Raw genomic sequence first — 17,592 nt, 5'->3', positions numbered from 1 at the left:
GCAACCGCGAACGGTTGCCAAGGGGGCTGTAGGCCTTGGCGGACGGCAAGGCAAAGGACAGAGGGGCGAGCCATCCAACGACCCCTTACCCCAGATATTGGCGCAGCGTGTTGGCGTACTTGCTGAAGCGTATCTTGCGAATGGCTTTCTCGCGCAACTGGCGGATGCGCTCGCGCGTCATTCCCATGTCGCCGGCTATCTCCTCAAGGTTTTTTTCCATCACGCCGATGCCAAAAGATTCCCGGACAATCTTTTGCTCACGATCACTGAGCACCTCTCGCAGCAGGTCGTTGACAAACTGCGCCATCGATTCCTTTTCGACCGAGCTGTCCGATTTCAGGTCGTTGTCGTCTGACAACAGCATGTCGGCCATAGACCCGTCGTCGTCATCGCCAAAAGGGGCGTCTATGCTTGTGGTATGCGTGTTGGCGCTGACGGCCGCGCGTATCTGCGCCTCGTCCACACCGATCAGATTCGCCAACTCGTGCACCGATGGCGCGCGGCCGTGCTCTTGCAAGAACCGTTCGGTCACCCTGTTGACCTTGCCAGAGACGCCCACCTGATTGAGCGGCATGCGCACGATGCGACTTTTCACGGCCAAGGCCTCCATGATGCTCTGCCTGATCCACCAAACGGCATAAGAGATAAACTTGAACCCCCGCGTCTCGTCAAACTTCTCGGCAGCCTTGACCAACCCCATGTTGCCCTCGTTGATAAGGTCTATGAGCGAGATGCCTTGGTGCTGATACTGCTTGGCTACCGAAACGACAAACCGCAGGTTGGCGTTGACCAATCGATCGCGCGCCCGGTCTCCCTCGGGGCCTCCCTTATGAATGGCTTGCGCCAACGCAGCCTCCTCGTCAGGGGTGAGCATGGGCTCGCGCGCTATCTCCGAGAGATAACGGTCGAGAGACTCGCTGTTGCGGGTGGTGATGTTCTTGGATATCTTCAGTTGCCTCATTTCTTACAAGTTGTAAAGGTGGGTTAGTCTTTTATAGATGTAGTGACAAAAGTACGAATAAATATTAAACGAGCAAAAGATATTGAAGAAAATACGCCCTGACGGGCAATTATATCAAGATTGCAAGATGCGTTTCAAAACAAGGGGCGCGCCGACATGCCGACTTGGCAGGATGGCAAGGCGAGAACGGCAAGACGCGGTGCCAAGGCCTATGACAGCTCAAGATGGCACGAGCGTTCGTAAGCCACCCGCATGACGGCGGGCAAAGGCCTTCGCAGGCGGGCCAACGCGAGTGCCACATGCCCCATCGTGGTGCGCAAATTGAGTTCCACACAGGGATGCAGCCTTAGGCCGCTCTCGGTTCTCACAACCATCATGTCCACGCCGAAACGCTCGCAACACGTGCCATCGAGCAGGGGTTCCATAACCGCGCGAACAGTCTGCCGCACCCTCGCAAGCAGCGACAAGCTGACGTATTGGGCCAAAAAATCACCTTTGGCCTCCTCTGTGTCAACCACATTGCCCACATACGCCCCATTGACAGTTTGAAACACCGACAACCCCTCGAACATAACGCCTACTCCATCACGATGGGCGAACTCCATACCGAAGTCGACTACCTTGTCGTACCAAGGTTCCACCATCACCCCACCCTGTCGCTCGATGACGTGCTTAGCCCAATTGAGCAAAGGGCTGGCGACGGCAAGATCATCATGACCATCATGGCAGCGCATACGTCGCACGCCTCGGCCGCTGCTGCTCCACGGCGCTTTCAACATGAGGTCGCGGTGCGTGCGGCACATGGCAGACACCTCATCCAAGCACGTGGAGAGACGCGCTTGTCCAACCGCGCCCATTTGACGGGTCAGCGCGGGCATCAAATGTTGGGCCGCCCAAGCGCGATGGCTCATGGCACGCACACGAGCTATCTGGTCGGCGGAGGGCAAACTGTCCGCTGGCACACCACAATCCAAAAGCTCTTGGCGTATGGCCGCGTCCCATCCCCACGGCGACACACGAACAGGCTGCCCCGAACGCGCTCTCATCAGAGCCGACAACGCTCGCTTGTCGAGCAGGCGAGCGTCGGTGTCAAGCGCAAGGGCCCTCAACTGCCGGCGAGCGTCCGCGGGACTTTCCACCAACACCACGTCGCCGCGCTTGGCCCAAAGCGCCGGCAAGAAGCCCAAGTCGCGACGCAACAACCGCCCTGCGCGGGGAGCCGTGAAACGGGCGCGCCCCGCGGCTAACGCAATGTCGTGCTCGGGATTGAATATATATATTGTCATCTTAACGACGGAATAACGCGCAAAAATAACTATTTTTTCCTCAAAAAACGTACGAATGACCACTAAAAACGCCATCGAGCGACAAGGCGCGCCGAGACGATGGCAAAAAGACAGACTCTCGCGCGCACACGGATAAACAACGCGGATATAAAAAAATGATAAAAACAGAAAGTTTTGCAATCTGCAGTTTGCAAATACAAAATAAATGAGTAACTTTGCATGTGTCAAAGACAGTAAAACAAGTACACTGCAGATGGAAGCTTTTTATCGCACCCACACTTATCTTGTAGAGCACGCCAACGCCCCCGTTCGTCGATCCTTGATGGACGAGATAGACTGGGGAGACCGCATGATAGGCATCAAGGGGACGCGAGGCGTGGGCAAAACCACCTTCCTGCTGCAATACGCCAAGGAGAAGTTTGGCAAGGACGACCGCAGGTGCCTGTACGTAAACATGAACAATTTTTACTTTCAGGGTGTGGGGATAGCCGACTTCGCGCGCGATTTCGTGGCTCAAGGCGGCAGGACGTTGCTCATCGACCAAGTGTTCAAGCAGCCCCACTGGAGCGCCGAGCTTCGCAAATGCTACAACGAGTTTCCCAATCTCAACATCGTGTTCACCGGCTCAAGCGTGATGAGACTAAAAGAAGAGAACCCCGAGCTGAATGGCATCGTGAAGAGCTACAACCTGCGAGGCCTGTCGTTCAGGGAGTTTGTCAACCTGAAGTCGGGACAAAACTTCGCCCCTTTCTCGCTACGCGACATACTGCGCGACCATGAGCGCATCGAAAAAAGCATATTGCCACACGTGAGCCCAACGACGTATTTCCAAGACTATCTGCATCATGGTTTCTACCCGTTGTTCATGGAGCAAAGCAATTTCTCCGAGAACCTGCTCAAGACCATGAACATGACCACCGAGGTGGACATCCTGCTCATCAAGCAAATAGACCTGAAATACCTCAACAAGATAAAAAAACTGTTCTACCTGCTGGCCGTGGAGGGCATCCACTCGCCCAATATCAGCAAGCTGGCCGAGCAGATAGACACCAGCCGGGCCACCGTGATGAACTACATAAAATATCTCGCGGACGCTCGCTTGATAAACATGATCCACGCCCAAGGGAAAGCGTTTCCGAAAAAGCCATCAAAGGTCATGTTGCACAATCCCAACTTGATGTACGCCATATATCCCATAACGGTACAGCCACAAGATGTCATGGAGACATTCTTCGTGAACAGCTTGTGGAAAGACCACAAGGTGAACGAGGGAGACGGCGCGCACAGTTACACCATCGACGGGAACCTGCGCTTTCGCGTTTGCGACGCGCGCGCCAAGGCCAAGCAGCGTTTTAACGACGGCACCATATACGCGCCATACAACACCGAGATAGGACACGCCAACCATATACCGTTGTGGCTGTTCGGCTTTTTGTATTGAGGCAATCCCGGCATGGCGTTCAATCATGGCCGCTCCAAGCGGAAGCCACATGGACCGGGCAAGCCAATTCTTAACATTACAACAACATTATAAACTTTTATTATCTATTTTAAAATGGCAAAAGAAAAGAAATTTATGACTTGTGACGGTAATACCGCGGCAGCCCACGTGAGCTACATGTTCAGCGAGGTGGCCGCGATTTACCCCATCACGCCATCTTCCACCATGGCTGAGCACGTAGACGAATGGTCCGCAAAAGGGCGCAAGAACATTTTCGGGCAAACGGTAGCCGTACAGGAAATGCAGTCAGAGGGCGGCGCCGCAGGCGCGGTGCACGGCTCCTTGCAAGCCGGCGCGCTAACCACGACATTCACGGCGTCGCAGGGCTTGCTGCTGATGATACCAAACATGTACAAGATTGCCGGTGAGTTGCTGCCATGCGTCTTCGACGTGTCGGCCCGCACGCTCGCCAGCCACTCCCTGTGTATCTTCGGAGACCACCAAGACGTAATGGCGTGCAGGCAGACAGGCTTCGCCATGTTTTGCTCCGGCTCAGTGCAAGAGGTGATGGACCTTACCGCCGTTCCCCACTTGGCCGCGCTCAAGACATCGGTACCTTTCATCAATTTCTTCGACGGTTTCCGCACGTCGCACGAATACCACAAGATCGAGGCCATTGACCAAGAAGACTTGCTGAAACTCATTGACCGCGACGCCCTGAAGAAATTCCGCGACCGCGCCCTCACGCCCGAGCGACCCGTGACACGCGGCACCGCCGAGAACCCGGAGACATTCTTCACTCATCGCGAGGCTTCCAACGAGTATTACAACCGCGTGCCCGAAGTGGTGGAGGAATACTTGTCCAAGATTTCCGCTATCACCGGTCGCGAATACCACCTCTTCAATTACTATGGCGCCAAGGATGCCGAGAATATCATCGTGCTCATGGGATCGGCCACGGAGGCCGCCCGCGAGGCCATCGATTACTTGGCGAAACAAGGCAAGAAAGTGGGCATGGTGTCCGTACACCTCTATCGCCCATTCTCGGTGGAGGCCATTCGCAAGGCCATACCCGACAGCGTGAAGCGTATCGCCGTCTTGGACCGCACCAAAGAGCCGGGCGCGGAGGGAGAGCCACTGTATCTCGACGTGAAATCCGCGCTATACGACGACCCACGCAAACCGCTCATCGTAGGTGGACGCTACGGATTGGGCTCGCGCGACACCACGCCCGCCCATATCATCGCCGTGTTCAACAACCTTGAGATGCCCGAGCCCAAGAACCATTTCACCATAGGAATCGTGGACGACGTGACATTCACCTCGCTGCCAGAGGTGCCCGAAATACCAATGGGTGGCGACACGATGTTCGAGGCCAAGTTCTTCGGCCTGGGATCCGACGGCACGGTGGGAGCCAACAAGAACTCCGTACAAATCATTGGTAACAACACCGACAAATATTGCCAAGCGTATTTCGCTTACGACTCCAAGAAGTCGGGAGGTTTCACTTGTTCCCACCTCCGCTTCGGCGACGACCCCATTCGCTCCACCTACTTGGTGAACACACCTAACTTCGTGGCTTGCCACGTACAGGTTTACCTGCACATGTACGACGTGACCCGTGGCCTTCGCGACAACGGCACATTCTTGCTCAACACCATTTTTGAGGGTCAAGAGTTGGTTGATTTCATACCTAACAAGGTGAAACGTTATTTCGCCAAGCACAATATCACCGTCTATTATATCAACGCGACGAAGATAGGCCGCGAGATTGGATTGGGCAATCGCACCAACACCATACTGCAATCGGCATTCTTCCGCATCACGAAGGTGATACCAATCGACCTCGCCGTGGAGCAGATGAAATCTTTCATCGTGAAGTCTTACGGCAAGAAGGGCGAGGACGTCGTTAACAAGAACTATGCCGCCGTGGATCGCGGAGACGAGTACAAACAGCTGGAGGTAGACCCGGCGTGGGCCAATCTGCCAGACGACGAGGACAAGAACGCCAACGAGCCGGCTTTCATCAAGGAACTCGTACGCCCCATCAACGCGCAGGCCGGCGACTTGCTGAAGGTTTCGGACTTCGTGAAGCATGGCACCGTGGACGGCACTTGGCAAAACGGCACATCCGCCTATGAGAAGCGTGGCGTAGAGGCCATCGTGCCGGAATGGCACCCGGAGAATTGCATCCAGTGCAACAAGTGCGCCTACTCTTGCCCACACGCCACCATTCGCCCATTTGTCCTTGACGAGAACGAGGCAAAAGATTGCGACCTGACGACCATTGACGTGAACGCTCCAAAACAGCTCAAGGGCATGCAGTTCCGCATACAGGTGGCTGTCATGGACTGCTTGGGCTGCGGCAACTGTGCCGACGTTTGCCCTGGCAAAAAGAACAGGGAAACAGGCGAGGTGGAGAAAGCTCTCAAGATGATCCCATTCAACGTGGATTCCGACGAGATGCAACAAGAAGCCAAAAACTGGGAGTACATGGTCAAGAACGTATCCTCCAAGCAACACTTGGTAGACATCAAGCAATCGCCCAAGAACTCACAGTTCGCCACGCCGCTGTTCGAGTTCTCCGGAGCCTGCTCCGGATGCGGCGAGACTCCGTACGTTAAGCTCATCTCACAACTTTTTGGCGACCGCGAGATGGTAGCCAACGCCACGGGATGCTCTTCCATTTACTCCGCCTCTATCCCTTCAACTCCCTACACCACCAACCCGGAGGGTCATGGACCGGCTTGGGACAACTCTTTGTTTGAGGATTTCTGCGAGTTTGGATTGGGCATGGTACTTGGAAACAAGAAGATGAAAGAGCGCATCATGGTGCTCCTGAACGAGAAAATGGCCAACGAGGGCACGTCGGAAGCCTTTAAGGCAGCCGCCCAGAAGTGGATTGAGAACAAAGACGACGCCGACGCCTCCAAGGAAGCAGCCGCGGAACTGAAGCCCCTCATCGCGAAAGAGGCCGAGAGCGGATGCGCCATCGCGGAAGAACTGAAGACGCTCGACCACTATTTGGTGAAACGCAGCCAATGGATTATCGGTGGCGACGGCGCGTCTTACGATATCGGTTACGGTGGTCTCGACCACGTGTTGTCCACGGGCGAGGACGTGAACATTCTCGTGCTCGACACGGAGGTTTACTCCAACACCGGCGGACAGTCGTCCAAGGCTACGCCATTGGGCGCCATCGCACAGTTCGCGGCCTCGGGCAAGCGCATTCGCAAGAAAGACCTTGGGCTCATGCAGACCACATACGGTTACATCTACGTGGCACAGATTGCCATGGGAGCAGACAACGCCCAAACGCTGAAAGCCATTCGTGAGGCCGAGGCTTATCCAGGGCCGTCACTCGTTATAGCTTACGCGCCATGTATCAACCACGGCATTAAAGGCACCAAGAACATGAAACGCAACATGGGCACCTCTCAGCGCGAGGAAGCGCTGGCCGTGGAATGTGGGTACTGGCACTTGTGGCGTTACAACCCACAACTGGCGGAGCAAGGCAAAAATCCGTTCCAGCTTGACAGCAAGGAACCCAAGTGGGAGAACTTCCGCGAGTTCCTTATGGGTGAGGTGCGCTACTCTTCCGTGGCCAAAGCCTACCCACAAGAGGCCGAGGAACTCTTCGAAGCCGCCGAGAAAATGGCTAAATTGCGCTATCAATCATACGTGCGCAAAACAAAAGAGGATTGGAGCGAGGAAGCATAACGAACCTTCTTACCTTTTTATATATATAAGTCCGGGGCCGGCAGGCCTCGGACTTATTTTATGACATCAACCAGTCAACACATAGACGCAGGCGCAAAAACATACCATTATAAACAACAGGTTATACCTTATATTAAAAAGTAGAACCTCCACCGGATAACGTTGCATCACCTTTAAACAACAAAAAAATATGGCATGCCACCAAACAACATGCTTTTTGCGTTTTGCCAATACAAAAAAAGACAATGAGAAACCTGCTTTCCCGGTTATCGCGGCAGTAGCGCCACCCCATGGCAGGGCGTGTGAACAGACCCAAGAACAGCGCCAACGAGATAGCTGGCGAGACCAACGGGACAAAGGTTGCCGGCGTTTCCACCCTCTCCGCGGAAGCAAGGGAAAACACGCGCGCAGCCAGCAAGGAGCCGACCAACGCGCCGAACACCAATCACGCCGAGTCTCTCCCCGCCGCCTTGGCAAGCATCGGCGCCGCGCGCAAGGCTTTGGCCTGTGCCGGACAACTTGAGAACGCAAAGGCCCATGACGCGCCAATCAAAACCAAAGCGAAAGAAAACCATAGAACACGGCAAACTACATGACCGAGTTTACATACCCTTTGCGTGATGAACCAAACGAAAACTGGCAAGGTTGATTAAATATTATACACATACAAATTTGCCCAAGGAGAAAATAATTACGCAGCGGCCATTAGACAAACTCAAAAAACACGCAAACGCGTTAGAAAATATTAAATACGGAGGCACAAAACAAACATTTCTCAAACTAATTGTTTATATTTGCAAACGCGTAGTATACGCACGCTCCGCTATTCACTGGAAATATAGCATAATATTCAAGTAACACATCAAAAAATAATGAAAATCAATCATTACATACTATTAGTGGCAATGATATTACTGCCGTTTGCGTCATATGCCCAAAACCCCAACACCAATCAACCGACACTCTCGGGGCGGATAGTGGACGCGGGTGGCGAGCCATTGGTGGGCGCGCAGGTAAGGTGGAAAGACACCAAGACGGTCACGGTGACCGACGCGGACGGAAAATTCCACATTCCGCAAATACAAGGAGGACGCTCCATCGTGGTGTCATACATAGGCTACAAGTCTAAAACCATCTCCGTGAAAAACGCCCAGCAAGCCATAAACGTCATCATGGACGACGACGCGCAAAACTTAGACGAGTTGGTCGTGGTGGGCTACGGCATACAAAAGAAATCGGCTCTCACCGGCTCCGTGGAGACCATCAAGCAAGACGACTTGCTGATGATGCCCACCGTTAACATAGACAAGGCCCTGACCGGACAGGTGGCGGGCTTGCAAGTGATGCAAGCCACGGGCGACCCAAGCTCGGCAAAGGAGAGCAACATGAGCATTCGCGGCATTAACGCCGCGCCGTTGTTGGTCATTGACGGCGTGCCAAGGTTTGGAACAAACACCTCGGATGGCGAGACGAGGCTCTCGGACCTCAACCCCGACGACATAGAGAGCATATCCATTCTCAAGGACGCGGCGGCGGCCGCCGTCTATGGAGCGCGCGCGGCCAACGGCGTGATATTGGTCAAGACCAAGGGAGCCAATGGGGACAGAAAAAACCGCGTGAGCTATCGCGGACAATACAACATGGTGATGGCCACCCAAATGCCACAATTCTTGGACGCGTACCAGTTCGCGTTGCTCAGGAACAGGGCCGTGGAGAACTCACCGGCCACAACCATCAAACCGTTTACCAACGAGCAACTCGAACAAATAAGGAACCACTCCAACCCCAACGTTTATGGCAACGAGGACTACATGAGCTACCTCAACAACACGGGATGGAGCACCTCGCACAGCGTATCGGCCAACGGTGGGGGCAAGACCATGAGCTATTATCTCTCGTTTGGCTATGCCGACAGCAAGGGATTGTATAGCGGCGTAGGTCGCAAACGACTCAACTACATGGCCAAGATAGATGTAAACGTGGCGCGCGGGTTGGCCCTGTCGGTTTCGTTTGACGGCTCAAAGACACGCGCCAAGAACAGCAGTTATTTCACCATAGACAACGCTTACGCCTTCTCGCCGTTGCAAGTGGCGCGTTTCGACAACGGCATGTTGGCGAGTATCGATGGCGCCAATCCCCTGATTAGCGTACAAGGATTGGGTGGATATATCAAAGATAATGGCAGCATGAGCTCCATTGCCGTGAACCTCAACTACACGGCATCATGGCTTAAAGGGCTCACGGCTTACGTCAGAGGCGTGTTTGACGACAACAAGCGCGTCAAATCCACCGTCGACAACCCCGTGACGCTCTATACCTACGACGCCGAAAAAAAGAGCTACGACATTGACGCCAAGACCGTTTACCCCACGGCCAAAGCCACACAGGGGCAGGACGACTTTTTCTTTGACAGCCAACTGTACGAGGCGGGCGTCAACTTCAACCGCACGTTCGCCGAGAAACACGACGTGGAAGGAATGTTGGTGGCCAACTACCAGCGCACGCACACACATTATATGAATGGTATAAACCTCGACAAAAGCGTCTACCCGGAGGTTATCGGCACAGCGCAAAAAGCCAGGCTGAACGGCAACGAGATTTACAACCAGCGCACATCGCTCATTGGCCGCGCCAAATACGGCTTCGCGAACAAGTATTTTTACGAGTTCAGCTTCCGTCTTGACGGCAGCAACAACTTCCACCCTGACCGCCGATGGGGCTTCTTCCCGTCAATGTCAGCGGCTTGGGTCATCTCCAACGAAGAGTTCTTCCGCAATTGGAAACAAGGCGTCCTATCCAACGCCAAGCTCAGAGCCTCCACAGGATGGCTCGGCAACGATGGGCTTGTGGGCGCTTACTCATACCTGCGCACGTACACAGAGACCGTCAACAGCGGCTACAACCTCGGCGGAAACTTCACGCCCGGACTGACGATGTCAAGCAATCCAAACATCTTCCTCACTTGGGGCAAGAGCCACGACTACAACGTGGCGGCCGACTTGGGTTTCTGGGGTGGACGGTTTGGGCTGTCGTTCGAGTACTACCTGCGCTACGAGACTGACAAAATCACGGCCGTGCCAGACTATCTATACCCACCATCGACAGGCGTGGACGGCATGGTGCCCAACAAGAACTTCAGCAAATTGAAAGCGTGGGGATGGGACTTGACGCTCAACCACCGCAACACCATCGGCAAACTGAAATACAGCTTGGCGATCACCTTGGCCAAAAACAACGACAAATACATTGATTTCGGCGATGAGTCGACACAGCTCCCCAACCTCAGACGCAAGGGACGGAGCAGCATGGTATGGACCATGTACCAAGCGGACGGACTTTTCAAGAGCCAAAAGGAGATAGAATCGTATGGCGTAGACCAAGACGGCATGGGCAACGCGACGATCGCACCCGGCGACATCAAATACGTGGACCAAAACGGCGACCACAAAATCGATGCCAACGACCGTGTTTATGTAAGAAACTCCTCGCGTCCGGACCTCGACATGGGGCTTCGCGTCAACCTGCAATACAAGGGCTTTTTCATCAACGCCATGTTCCAAGGCGAATGGGGATACAAGCAGAACATCAGCGAGCTGTACACGCTCGACAACGGAACGTTACAGAAATTTCAAAAATATCACCTCACCGACACGTGGACACCAGACAACCCCAACGCGCACTATCCACGAATCAAGTTCGCCACCAAGAACGACAACAATCGACGTCAATCCACGTTCTGGATTAGCGATTGCAATTTCATGCGCCTCAAACTGCTCAGCTTGGGCTATCAATTGCCATCCGCTTTGGTTCGCAAGCTAAAGATAAGCTCGGCCAGCGTGGCATTGCAGGGCAGCAATATCTTCACGATTACCAATCTGAAGAACATGGACCCAGAGTCTTTGCGTGGCTATCCCGTACAAAAAACCTATGGCATAACGCTGAGCCTTGGCTTCTAAAAAAGCCATACTTAATTTTCACACAATCACAATAGCATATCAAATGTTTAGCTTCAAATATAAGTTTTATGCCGCTCTCGTCACCATCGCAACCTCCTTGACAGCCTGCGACAATCTCTTTGACGACGCGCCAAACGACAAAATATCAGACAACAAGGTGTGGCAAAACAACCAACTGTTAGACGAATACGTCAACGGCTGGTATCGCAACATGAGCGACGGCTTCAAGACATTGGTTCCCTCCAATGCCTTGCTAAAGGGCATGTCGCGCTATTACTTGCCATGGTTCACCGATCAGCTCTCCGTGGGCAAAGCCGATTGGCTCAACGCGGGCTATGGCGATATTCTCCAAGGCAACCAAGAGACCATCACAAACTGGGCCAAAAGCCTATGGACCAAGGACTACAGCCAACTGCAATACATCAACTCATTCCTTGCCAACGCAGACAAGGTGACCAACGCGGAGCGGCGCAAGCGCATAGAGGGCGAGGCCCATTTCTTTCGTGGCTATTATTATTACATGCTCTGGCGGCAGTTTGGCGGCGTGTTGCTCATAGACCATCCTTTCGATCCGCTCAACCACCCGGAACAATTCCCACGCGCAAGCTACCGGCAGATGGTGGATTTTATCGTGGCAGAGGCTGACAAGGCTGCCGAATCGCTCCCCGAGAAACACGAAAAAACGCAAGCGGGGCGAGTGACCAAGGTGGCCGCGCTCATGCTCAAGGCCAAAACCTACCTGTGGGCGTCAAGCCCCGTGTACCAAAACAAGACGCAAGAATATCTCGGGTTCAAGGACGACCAAAGCAAGGCAATGCTCCAAAAGGCCAAACAGGCCTACGAGCAACTGCTGGCTCTCAACGCCGTGTCGCTCGTGCCCATCGACGCCAACACCGAGGAGGACATCGCGAAAGCCTATCGCAAGATTTTCTTGACCAAGAACTCGCAGGAGTCTATCCTTGAGTTGCAACACGCCGATGACGGCAATTACGCCACCAACTTCGGCCACAAGCTCGACCGCGACGCCGCCCCACCATCGGCGACAGGCACCGTAGCCGCCTACACGCCCACCCAAAACCACGTGGACGAATACGGCATGCGAGCGGGAGCCACCTATGATCGCGCCAACCCCTACGCCAACCGGGATTACCGTTTCTACGCCAACATCGTGTACAATGGCGCCATGTTCCGCGGCAAAAAGATTGACGTGGCCACCACCGACGGCAAAAAGGGCGCGGACCTCAAGCCCTACGGCACCTCAGAGTCGGCCGCCGCGACCCGCACGGGCTACTATTTGGGCAAGTTCGTGGACGAGGACCAAACCATAGATTATAACGACACCTACGCCAGCAAACAAAATTACATCATCTGGCGATTGGCCGAGGCCATGCTCGACTATGCCGAGGTGTGTTACCGACTTGGCGACGAGGGCACGGCATTGAAGATGGTCAACGCCATCAGGCAGCGCGCGCACATGGACCAACACAGCCACATCACATGGCAACGCATCGTGAACGAGCGGCGCGTGGAATTGGCTTTCGAGGAAACCACCTATTGGGACCTGTTCAGGTGGGGCATCGCCGAAGAGCGTCTTAACGGCAAGCAGACACCACTCAAGAAAATGGTTATCACCGTGAAAGGTGGCAAAACAAAATACAAAGTGGAAAACTGCAACCGTTTCCCGGGTCGCGTGCGCAAATTTCAAAGCATGCAATATTACCTGCCCATCCCATGGAGCGAGATCAAATACCACCACATAGCACAAAATCCTCAATGGAGCGAGGTGTAAACAATGCCATCAACAAGTTTTAAACAATCATTCATAACATACAAAAAACAACAGATTATGAAGAAAAAAATAACGCTATGCTTAGCACTCTTGGCCTTGCTGCCCATCGGCGCGTCGGCTCAAACCACCTACAACCTGTTCCCCAAGTCGGACGTGGACGCTGACGGCTGGCTATGGCTCGACTCAGAAGAGAAGATAGAAAAATATGTAGGCCTTATCAACGAGAATGACTACCGGGTGGACCCCAACGGCAAAGTGATACAAATGGTGTACGCCAATCAGCAGCCCGACTATCCACCCACCGAGGCAGACGCCAACATTCAGGGGGCGGGCACTGACGGCGAGACTAGCTCAGCGGGCTGCCGCACGGGAGCTTTGGTACTGCAACCAGCCAAGGGTTTTGGGTTAGTCAATGGTGGCGGTTTCGTGGTGTGCTTGCCATCATGCGCCACTTACGCCATCTGCTATTCGTCCAACAGCAAGATGAACGCCCGTATCGTGGCCACGAACAACGCCAACGCGGACATGACAAATACGAGTAACCCCGAGACACCGATGGATACCAATGAGGGATGGCACGTGATTTCCGCCATATACGTCTCGGTTTTCAATACCATGCCCAAGGGTATCAACAATTGGAATGGCATCGAAAAACTCAACAATAACGACAATATCACCATTGCCGGTGACAAACCGGTATACGTTTGGTTTCAAAGTTCCACTCGCGACACCGTGTACATACACGGCATCAAGGTGACGACCCCGAAAGAGCAAACATTGGGAATAGATCGCCACGCATGGCTGCCAAACGGCCATGCTCCACAAGCCGTCTATACAATTGACGGCCGTCGCATGGACGGCAAAGCCGCGCTCCAACCGGGTCTCTATATCGTGACCACGAACAAAGGCAACCGTAAGGTGGTCGTGAGGTAACCCACCATCAAACGCCATCGAACAATCCCCGACACACGCCGCGTAAGGCGTGGGCCGGGGATTGTCATTAACGCTGGGTGACACATACGACATGCACCGCGACAAAATCCGCGGTAATTATCGCACCACTACCTTTCGCGTGGTGCCATCCGTGTACTTCACAATATTTACGCCCTTTCGCATTCGGGGCAAAACGCGCCCATCCAATCCATAAATGGCTTTGACACGTCGTGGAGACGTTGTAGCGCTCAAGCCCATACTATTTTTGGGCGGCATGATACCTATCACCATCGACTGCTGTTGCGAGTAGTTATTCTCGCCCGTGGACAAGTCTATGTCGAAATAGCCATCGCTTTTTCCGCGCCATCCCCAGTTGATGTGCACTTCGCCCGTGGCGTTGTAGCCATCCACCACCCAAGCGTGGCCACCATGCGCGGGACTGTTGCCCGAATAGAAGACAGGCCGTCCCTCGGACAGCTCGGTGAAAATGAGATCCATCCATTGCTCCTTGGTGTAGTCCGCGCGTTTCAAATAGCGTATCTTCTCACCGTCATAGCGGAAATTCTCCACCATATCACGGTGGATATTGCCATAGGCGAAGGCCGAGCTCCCTGACAATTGGTACATCATGCCCACCGACACGCCAACGTGAAAACAGAGCGTCGACACCGCGTCGGCCTCCTCGTCAGAGTAGTTTCGGTAGCTTGCCAAAGAAAAATAATTGTCGCGCATCTTATCCCAAAGATACTTTGTCTCACCAAAATTGGCCGAAAGCTCGCCGCCACCAAACAGTGGCTTGTAAGTCTTGGAGCCCTGCCCCATCTCAGGATAGTTGTAATACTTCATGATTTGGGCCAAAGCCAAGGCGACGCAGCCCACCGGACAATGCCGCTCCACGCCGTCTTTGTCTTTCTTTGTGGGGCATTGCTCATTGAAAGGCTTGCCTTGCGCCCATGTCGTTTTTAGCAGCGGCGCCACCGAAGGCTTATGCCGCGAAGGGTTGGGAGCCACTAATTGCGCTGCCGCCGTCAAGGCGGCGAGCAACAGCGTGGCCACGCACAGAGCGTATCTTCTCATCTGTCGTAGTTTAAAATACTTTTAGCTTACTTGACCACCTTCATTGTTTTGCCAGCTTGGCGCACCACATACACACCCGGTGTCAGGGTTTGCCACTCGGCGGCCACACGCTTGCCATCAAGCGTAAAGATATCAACCTTGCCTTCGTTTACAACGCTCGCGGCATTGATGCCTGCCGTCCCGGTCACTTTGGTCAGCGTGGTGGTAAACGCATTCTTGCCACTGAATTTAGGCAACTTGGCGTTAGTCATCTCGCAGTAAACGCCCTCGGGATGGTCAGCGAGGAACGTAAACACGCCGTTGGCCTCCGTATAGTCGGTACCCGCCACAAGCGCGGTGCCGTCTTTCTTGTGCCAAGTGAACTTGGTGGCCTCACCATCAACGCTGCTCTGGGCTGAGAGGTCTACAGTTTTCTTGCTGGTCTCGTCTATTTGCAACTTTTCTTGCGGCGCGTAAGTAAGCGTCTTGATATTCTTCGTGGGCAGCGTGGCGAGCGTGAAATAGTTTTTTGAGATGTTGGCTATTTTTATCTCGGTGTATTTCAACTCCGTCAAACGGTTGTTCATGGCAAACAGTCGGCCGGTCTTCAATCCTGTGTTGGCAGTCAAATCCAATGTCTTGAGGTTGTTGTTGTTGACGCTAACATAGAGGCCAGCCGTGGTATTGTTGCCCAAATTAAGTGTTTCCATCTCACAATTCAATGCGTAAATATCTCTCAGTTTGGTGTTATGGCTCAGATCAAGGTTCACAATCTTGTTTTGGCTAAGCATGAGCTTGGTCAGATTTGTGAGCGCGGAAGCGTCAAAACCATTAAACTTGTTGTTTTGCAAATTAAGTTTTGTCACCGATGATGGCAACTTAACAGATGTGAGCAAGTTGTTGCTCAGGTCCACATCGTTGAGTTTGGTGTTCTGGCTCAAATCCAGCTCCGTCAGTTTGTTGCCATTGGCGTATAGCCATACCAACTCGGTGGCCTTGCTCACGTCGAGCGCCGTGACGCCAGTTCCTTTCACGTTGGAGGTGCACTCAAAATCGTTGAGAGGCTTGGTGGCGTATATTTTCACCTTGCCCTCGCCTTTGGGAGTGCCTGTTACGGCCTCGGCCTCAACTTTATAATTGTCAAACACACCTACGAGTTTGGCAGCCTCCACAATAGTTCCGTCGCCCCAATCGATGGAGACGATATTTTCCTCGGCTACGGCACTGCCAAAATTGAGCTCGCGCTCTGTACCATCCGCGGTGTAAGTCAACGTGATGACCGGTTCTTGCTGTTGGGCGTTCGCGGACGCTACCAACGCGAAAAGAATGAATAACGAGTAAAATTTCTTCATAAAAATAATGTTAATGGAATTTGTAAAAAAAGTTGTTAAGCGTTCTTTCAAGCATAATGCTTTGATAGTTGCAAATTTAAATATTTTTATTGACAAAACAAACAAAACAAAACATTTTTCAAACATAAGCTCCCACTCTTCACCTTGGGTTTCCGTTTTAAACAACATGAACGTTCTCAAAACAGGAGGAGGGAACTTCTGACGCGCAGAAAATCCCTCCTTATATTATTAGGACCATCTAAAAAGCGGCATCCAAAGACGCGCGCCGATCGTCCCATCCAAATGCTTTCTTATCTTATTCTGTCCATCGACCGCACCAATTTCTCGTCCGCCAAGATGCCGCGACGAGCCAAGGCGAGCAACACCACCGTCACAAATGGCAAGCAAGCAGCGAACGACACGTGAAAAGTGCCGGCCGTTTGAAACTCGTTGAGCGCGCAAAATGCGTAATACACATACCACGCGAAGCACAACACCATGCTCACGGCGCAGAGCTTTGCTTGCGTCTTGCGCCGCTTATACAGAAAAATGGCTACAAACGCCAACACACCCGTCACCACCAAATCCACGAATGGCAAAGGGTAGGCGCGAAACGTGCCGTCCGCATAGAGACCAAGGTTATACCACACCATCGACAGCCCCATGCCTTTAGGCTCTATCTCGCCGATAGGCAAACATAGGCAAGCGACAAGCGCCATCAGGGCCAAGAGCAGGTATATGGTTTGCTTACGCTGTATCATTTACATGGCCTCCTGTAGCATTATCCTTTCGAGGTGTCCCTGTAATAGACATTTCCCTCTATAAACTCTTGCGTGGCCAACATCGTTGGCTTGGGCAATTTTTCGTAGTAGCGGCTAATCTCTATCTGCTCTCGGTTCTCAAACACCTCCTCGAGGGAATCGTTGTACGAGGCAAACTCCGCTAACTTCTTGCTCAAGTCTTGCTTGATTTCCACCGCTATCTGGTTGGCGCGCTTGCCAATGATGGCCACGCTCTCATAAATGTTTCCAGTCTCCTCACACAGATCCATGATATTACGGGTCACGGTGTTGACCGGAGCGTTTGATTTTTTGTAATCCATTATATAATAATTGATAT

13 protein-coding genes are annotated in these 17,592 nt (G+C 53.1%); 7 read left to right on the top strand and 6 right to left on the bottom strand.

Features of this window, described 5'->3' with window-relative positions; translation table 11 throughout:
- Window positions 1-85: 85 nt before the first annotated feature.
- Both HMPREF1640_RS00960 and HMPREF1640_RS00955 read right to left on the bottom strand, forming a co-directional pair.
- Window positions 86-961, bottom strand: a complete 876-nt coding sequence (locus HMPREF1640_RS00960) for an RNA polymerase sigma factor RpoD/SigA (protein ID WP_036891578.1) — start codon at window positions 959-961, stop codon at window positions 86-88.
- Window positions 962-1,170: 209 nt separating this feature from the next.
- The gene (locus HMPREF1640_RS00955) at window positions 1,171-2,247 is read right to left on the bottom strand and encodes a hypothetical protein (RefSeq protein ID WP_036891584.1); all 1,077 of its coding nucleotides are present in this window, start codon (window positions 2,245-2,247) and stop codon (window positions 1,171-1,173) included.
- 253 nt (window positions 2,248-2,500) lie between these two features.
- Between HMPREF1640_RS00955 and HMPREF1640_RS00950 the strand changes: the two genes are divergently transcribed.
- The 6 genes from HMPREF1640_RS00950 to HMPREF1640_RS00920 all read left to right on the top strand — a co-directional run bounded on the left by HMPREF1640_RS00950 (window position 2,501) and on the right by HMPREF1640_RS00920 (window position 14,086).
- Window positions 2,501-3,688 (top strand): ATP-binding protein, encoded by a 1,188-nt coding sequence (locus HMPREF1640_RS00950; RefSeq protein WP_036891577.1) that lies wholly within the window; start codon window positions 2,501-2,503, stop codon window positions 3,686-3,688.
- 114 nt (window positions 3,689-3,802) lie between these two features.
- Window positions 3,803-7,408, top strand: a complete 3,606-nt coding sequence (gene nifJ, locus HMPREF1640_RS00945) for a pyruvate:ferredoxin (flavodoxin) oxidoreductase (RefSeq protein WP_081935231.1) — start codon at window positions 3,803-3,805, stop codon at window positions 7,406-7,408.
- Window positions 7,409-7,698: 290 nt separating this feature from the next.
- Complete coding sequence (locus tag HMPREF1640_RS00940; RefSeq protein WP_036891574.1) at window positions 7,699-8,004, top strand: hypothetical protein; 306 nt, start codon at window positions 7,699-7,701, stop codon at window positions 8,002-8,004.
- Between the two features lie 276 nt (window positions 8,005-8,280).
- Window positions 8,281-11,364 (top strand): TonB-dependent receptor, encoded by a 3,084-nt coding sequence (locus HMPREF1640_RS00930; RefSeq protein ID WP_036891571.1) that lies wholly within the window; start codon window positions 8,281-8,283, stop codon window positions 11,362-11,364.
- 43 nt (window positions 11,365-11,407) lie between these two features.
- Entirely contained in the window at window positions 11,408-13,153 is a 1,746-nt protein-coding gene (locus HMPREF1640_RS00925; RefSeq protein ID WP_036891570.1) for a RagB/SusD family nutrient uptake outer membrane protein, read from the top strand.
- A 57-nt stretch (window positions 13,154-13,210) separates the two neighbouring features.
- Complete coding sequence (locus HMPREF1640_RS00920) at window positions 13,211-14,086, top strand: hypothetical protein (RefSeq protein WP_036891581.1); 876 nt, start codon at window positions 13,211-13,213, stop codon at window positions 14,084-14,086.
- A 117-nt stretch (window positions 14,087-14,203) separates the two neighbouring features.
- On the opposite strand, the gene HMPREF1640_RS00915 is transcribed toward HMPREF1640_RS00920, so the two are convergent.
- Window positions 14,204-15,163 carry a C10 family peptidase gene (locus HMPREF1640_RS00915; RefSeq protein WP_036891569.1) on the bottom strand — a complete coding sequence of 320 codons (960 nt, stop codon included), beginning with the start codon at window positions 15,161-15,163 and terminating at the stop codon, window positions 14,204-14,206.
- Window positions 15,164-15,189: 26 nt separating this feature from the next.
- Entirely contained in the window at window positions 15,190-16,494 is a 1,305-nt protein-coding gene (locus HMPREF1640_RS00910; RefSeq protein ID WP_036891580.1) for a leucine-rich repeat domain-containing protein, read from the bottom strand.
- 13 nt (window positions 16,495-16,507) lie between these two features.
- Between HMPREF1640_RS00910 and HMPREF1640_RS13075 the strand changes: the two genes are divergently transcribed.
- Complete coding sequence (locus tag HMPREF1640_RS13075; protein ID WP_156098659.1) at window positions 16,508-16,696, top strand: hypothetical protein; 189 nt, start codon at window positions 16,508-16,510, stop codon at window positions 16,694-16,696.
- Between the two features lie 88 nt (window positions 16,697-16,784).
- Here HMPREF1640_RS13075 and HMPREF1640_RS00905 read toward each other — a convergent pair whose 3' ends face one another.
- On the bottom strand, window positions 16,785-17,234 hold the full coding sequence (locus HMPREF1640_RS00905; RefSeq protein WP_036891568.1) for a DUF4293 domain-containing protein: 450 nt from the start codon (window positions 17,232-17,234) through the stop codon (window positions 16,785-16,787).
- Between the two features lie 20 nt (window positions 17,235-17,254).
- The gene (locus HMPREF1640_RS00900) at window positions 17,255-17,575 is read right to left on the bottom strand and encodes a DNA-directed RNA polymerase subunit omega (protein WP_036891567.1); all 321 of its coding nucleotides are present in this window, start codon (window positions 17,573-17,575) and stop codon (window positions 17,255-17,257) included.
- Between the last annotated feature and the right edge of the window lie 17 nt (window positions 17,576-17,592).

This window comes from Prevotella sp. S7-1-8, assembly GCF_000758925.1.
Classification (GTDB): Bacteria; Bacteroidota; Bacteroidia; order Bacteroidales; family Bacteroidaceae; genus Prevotella.
The sequence above is the reverse complement of the archived record's forward strand: the minus strand, read 5'-3'. Positions and strand labels throughout refer to the sequence as shown.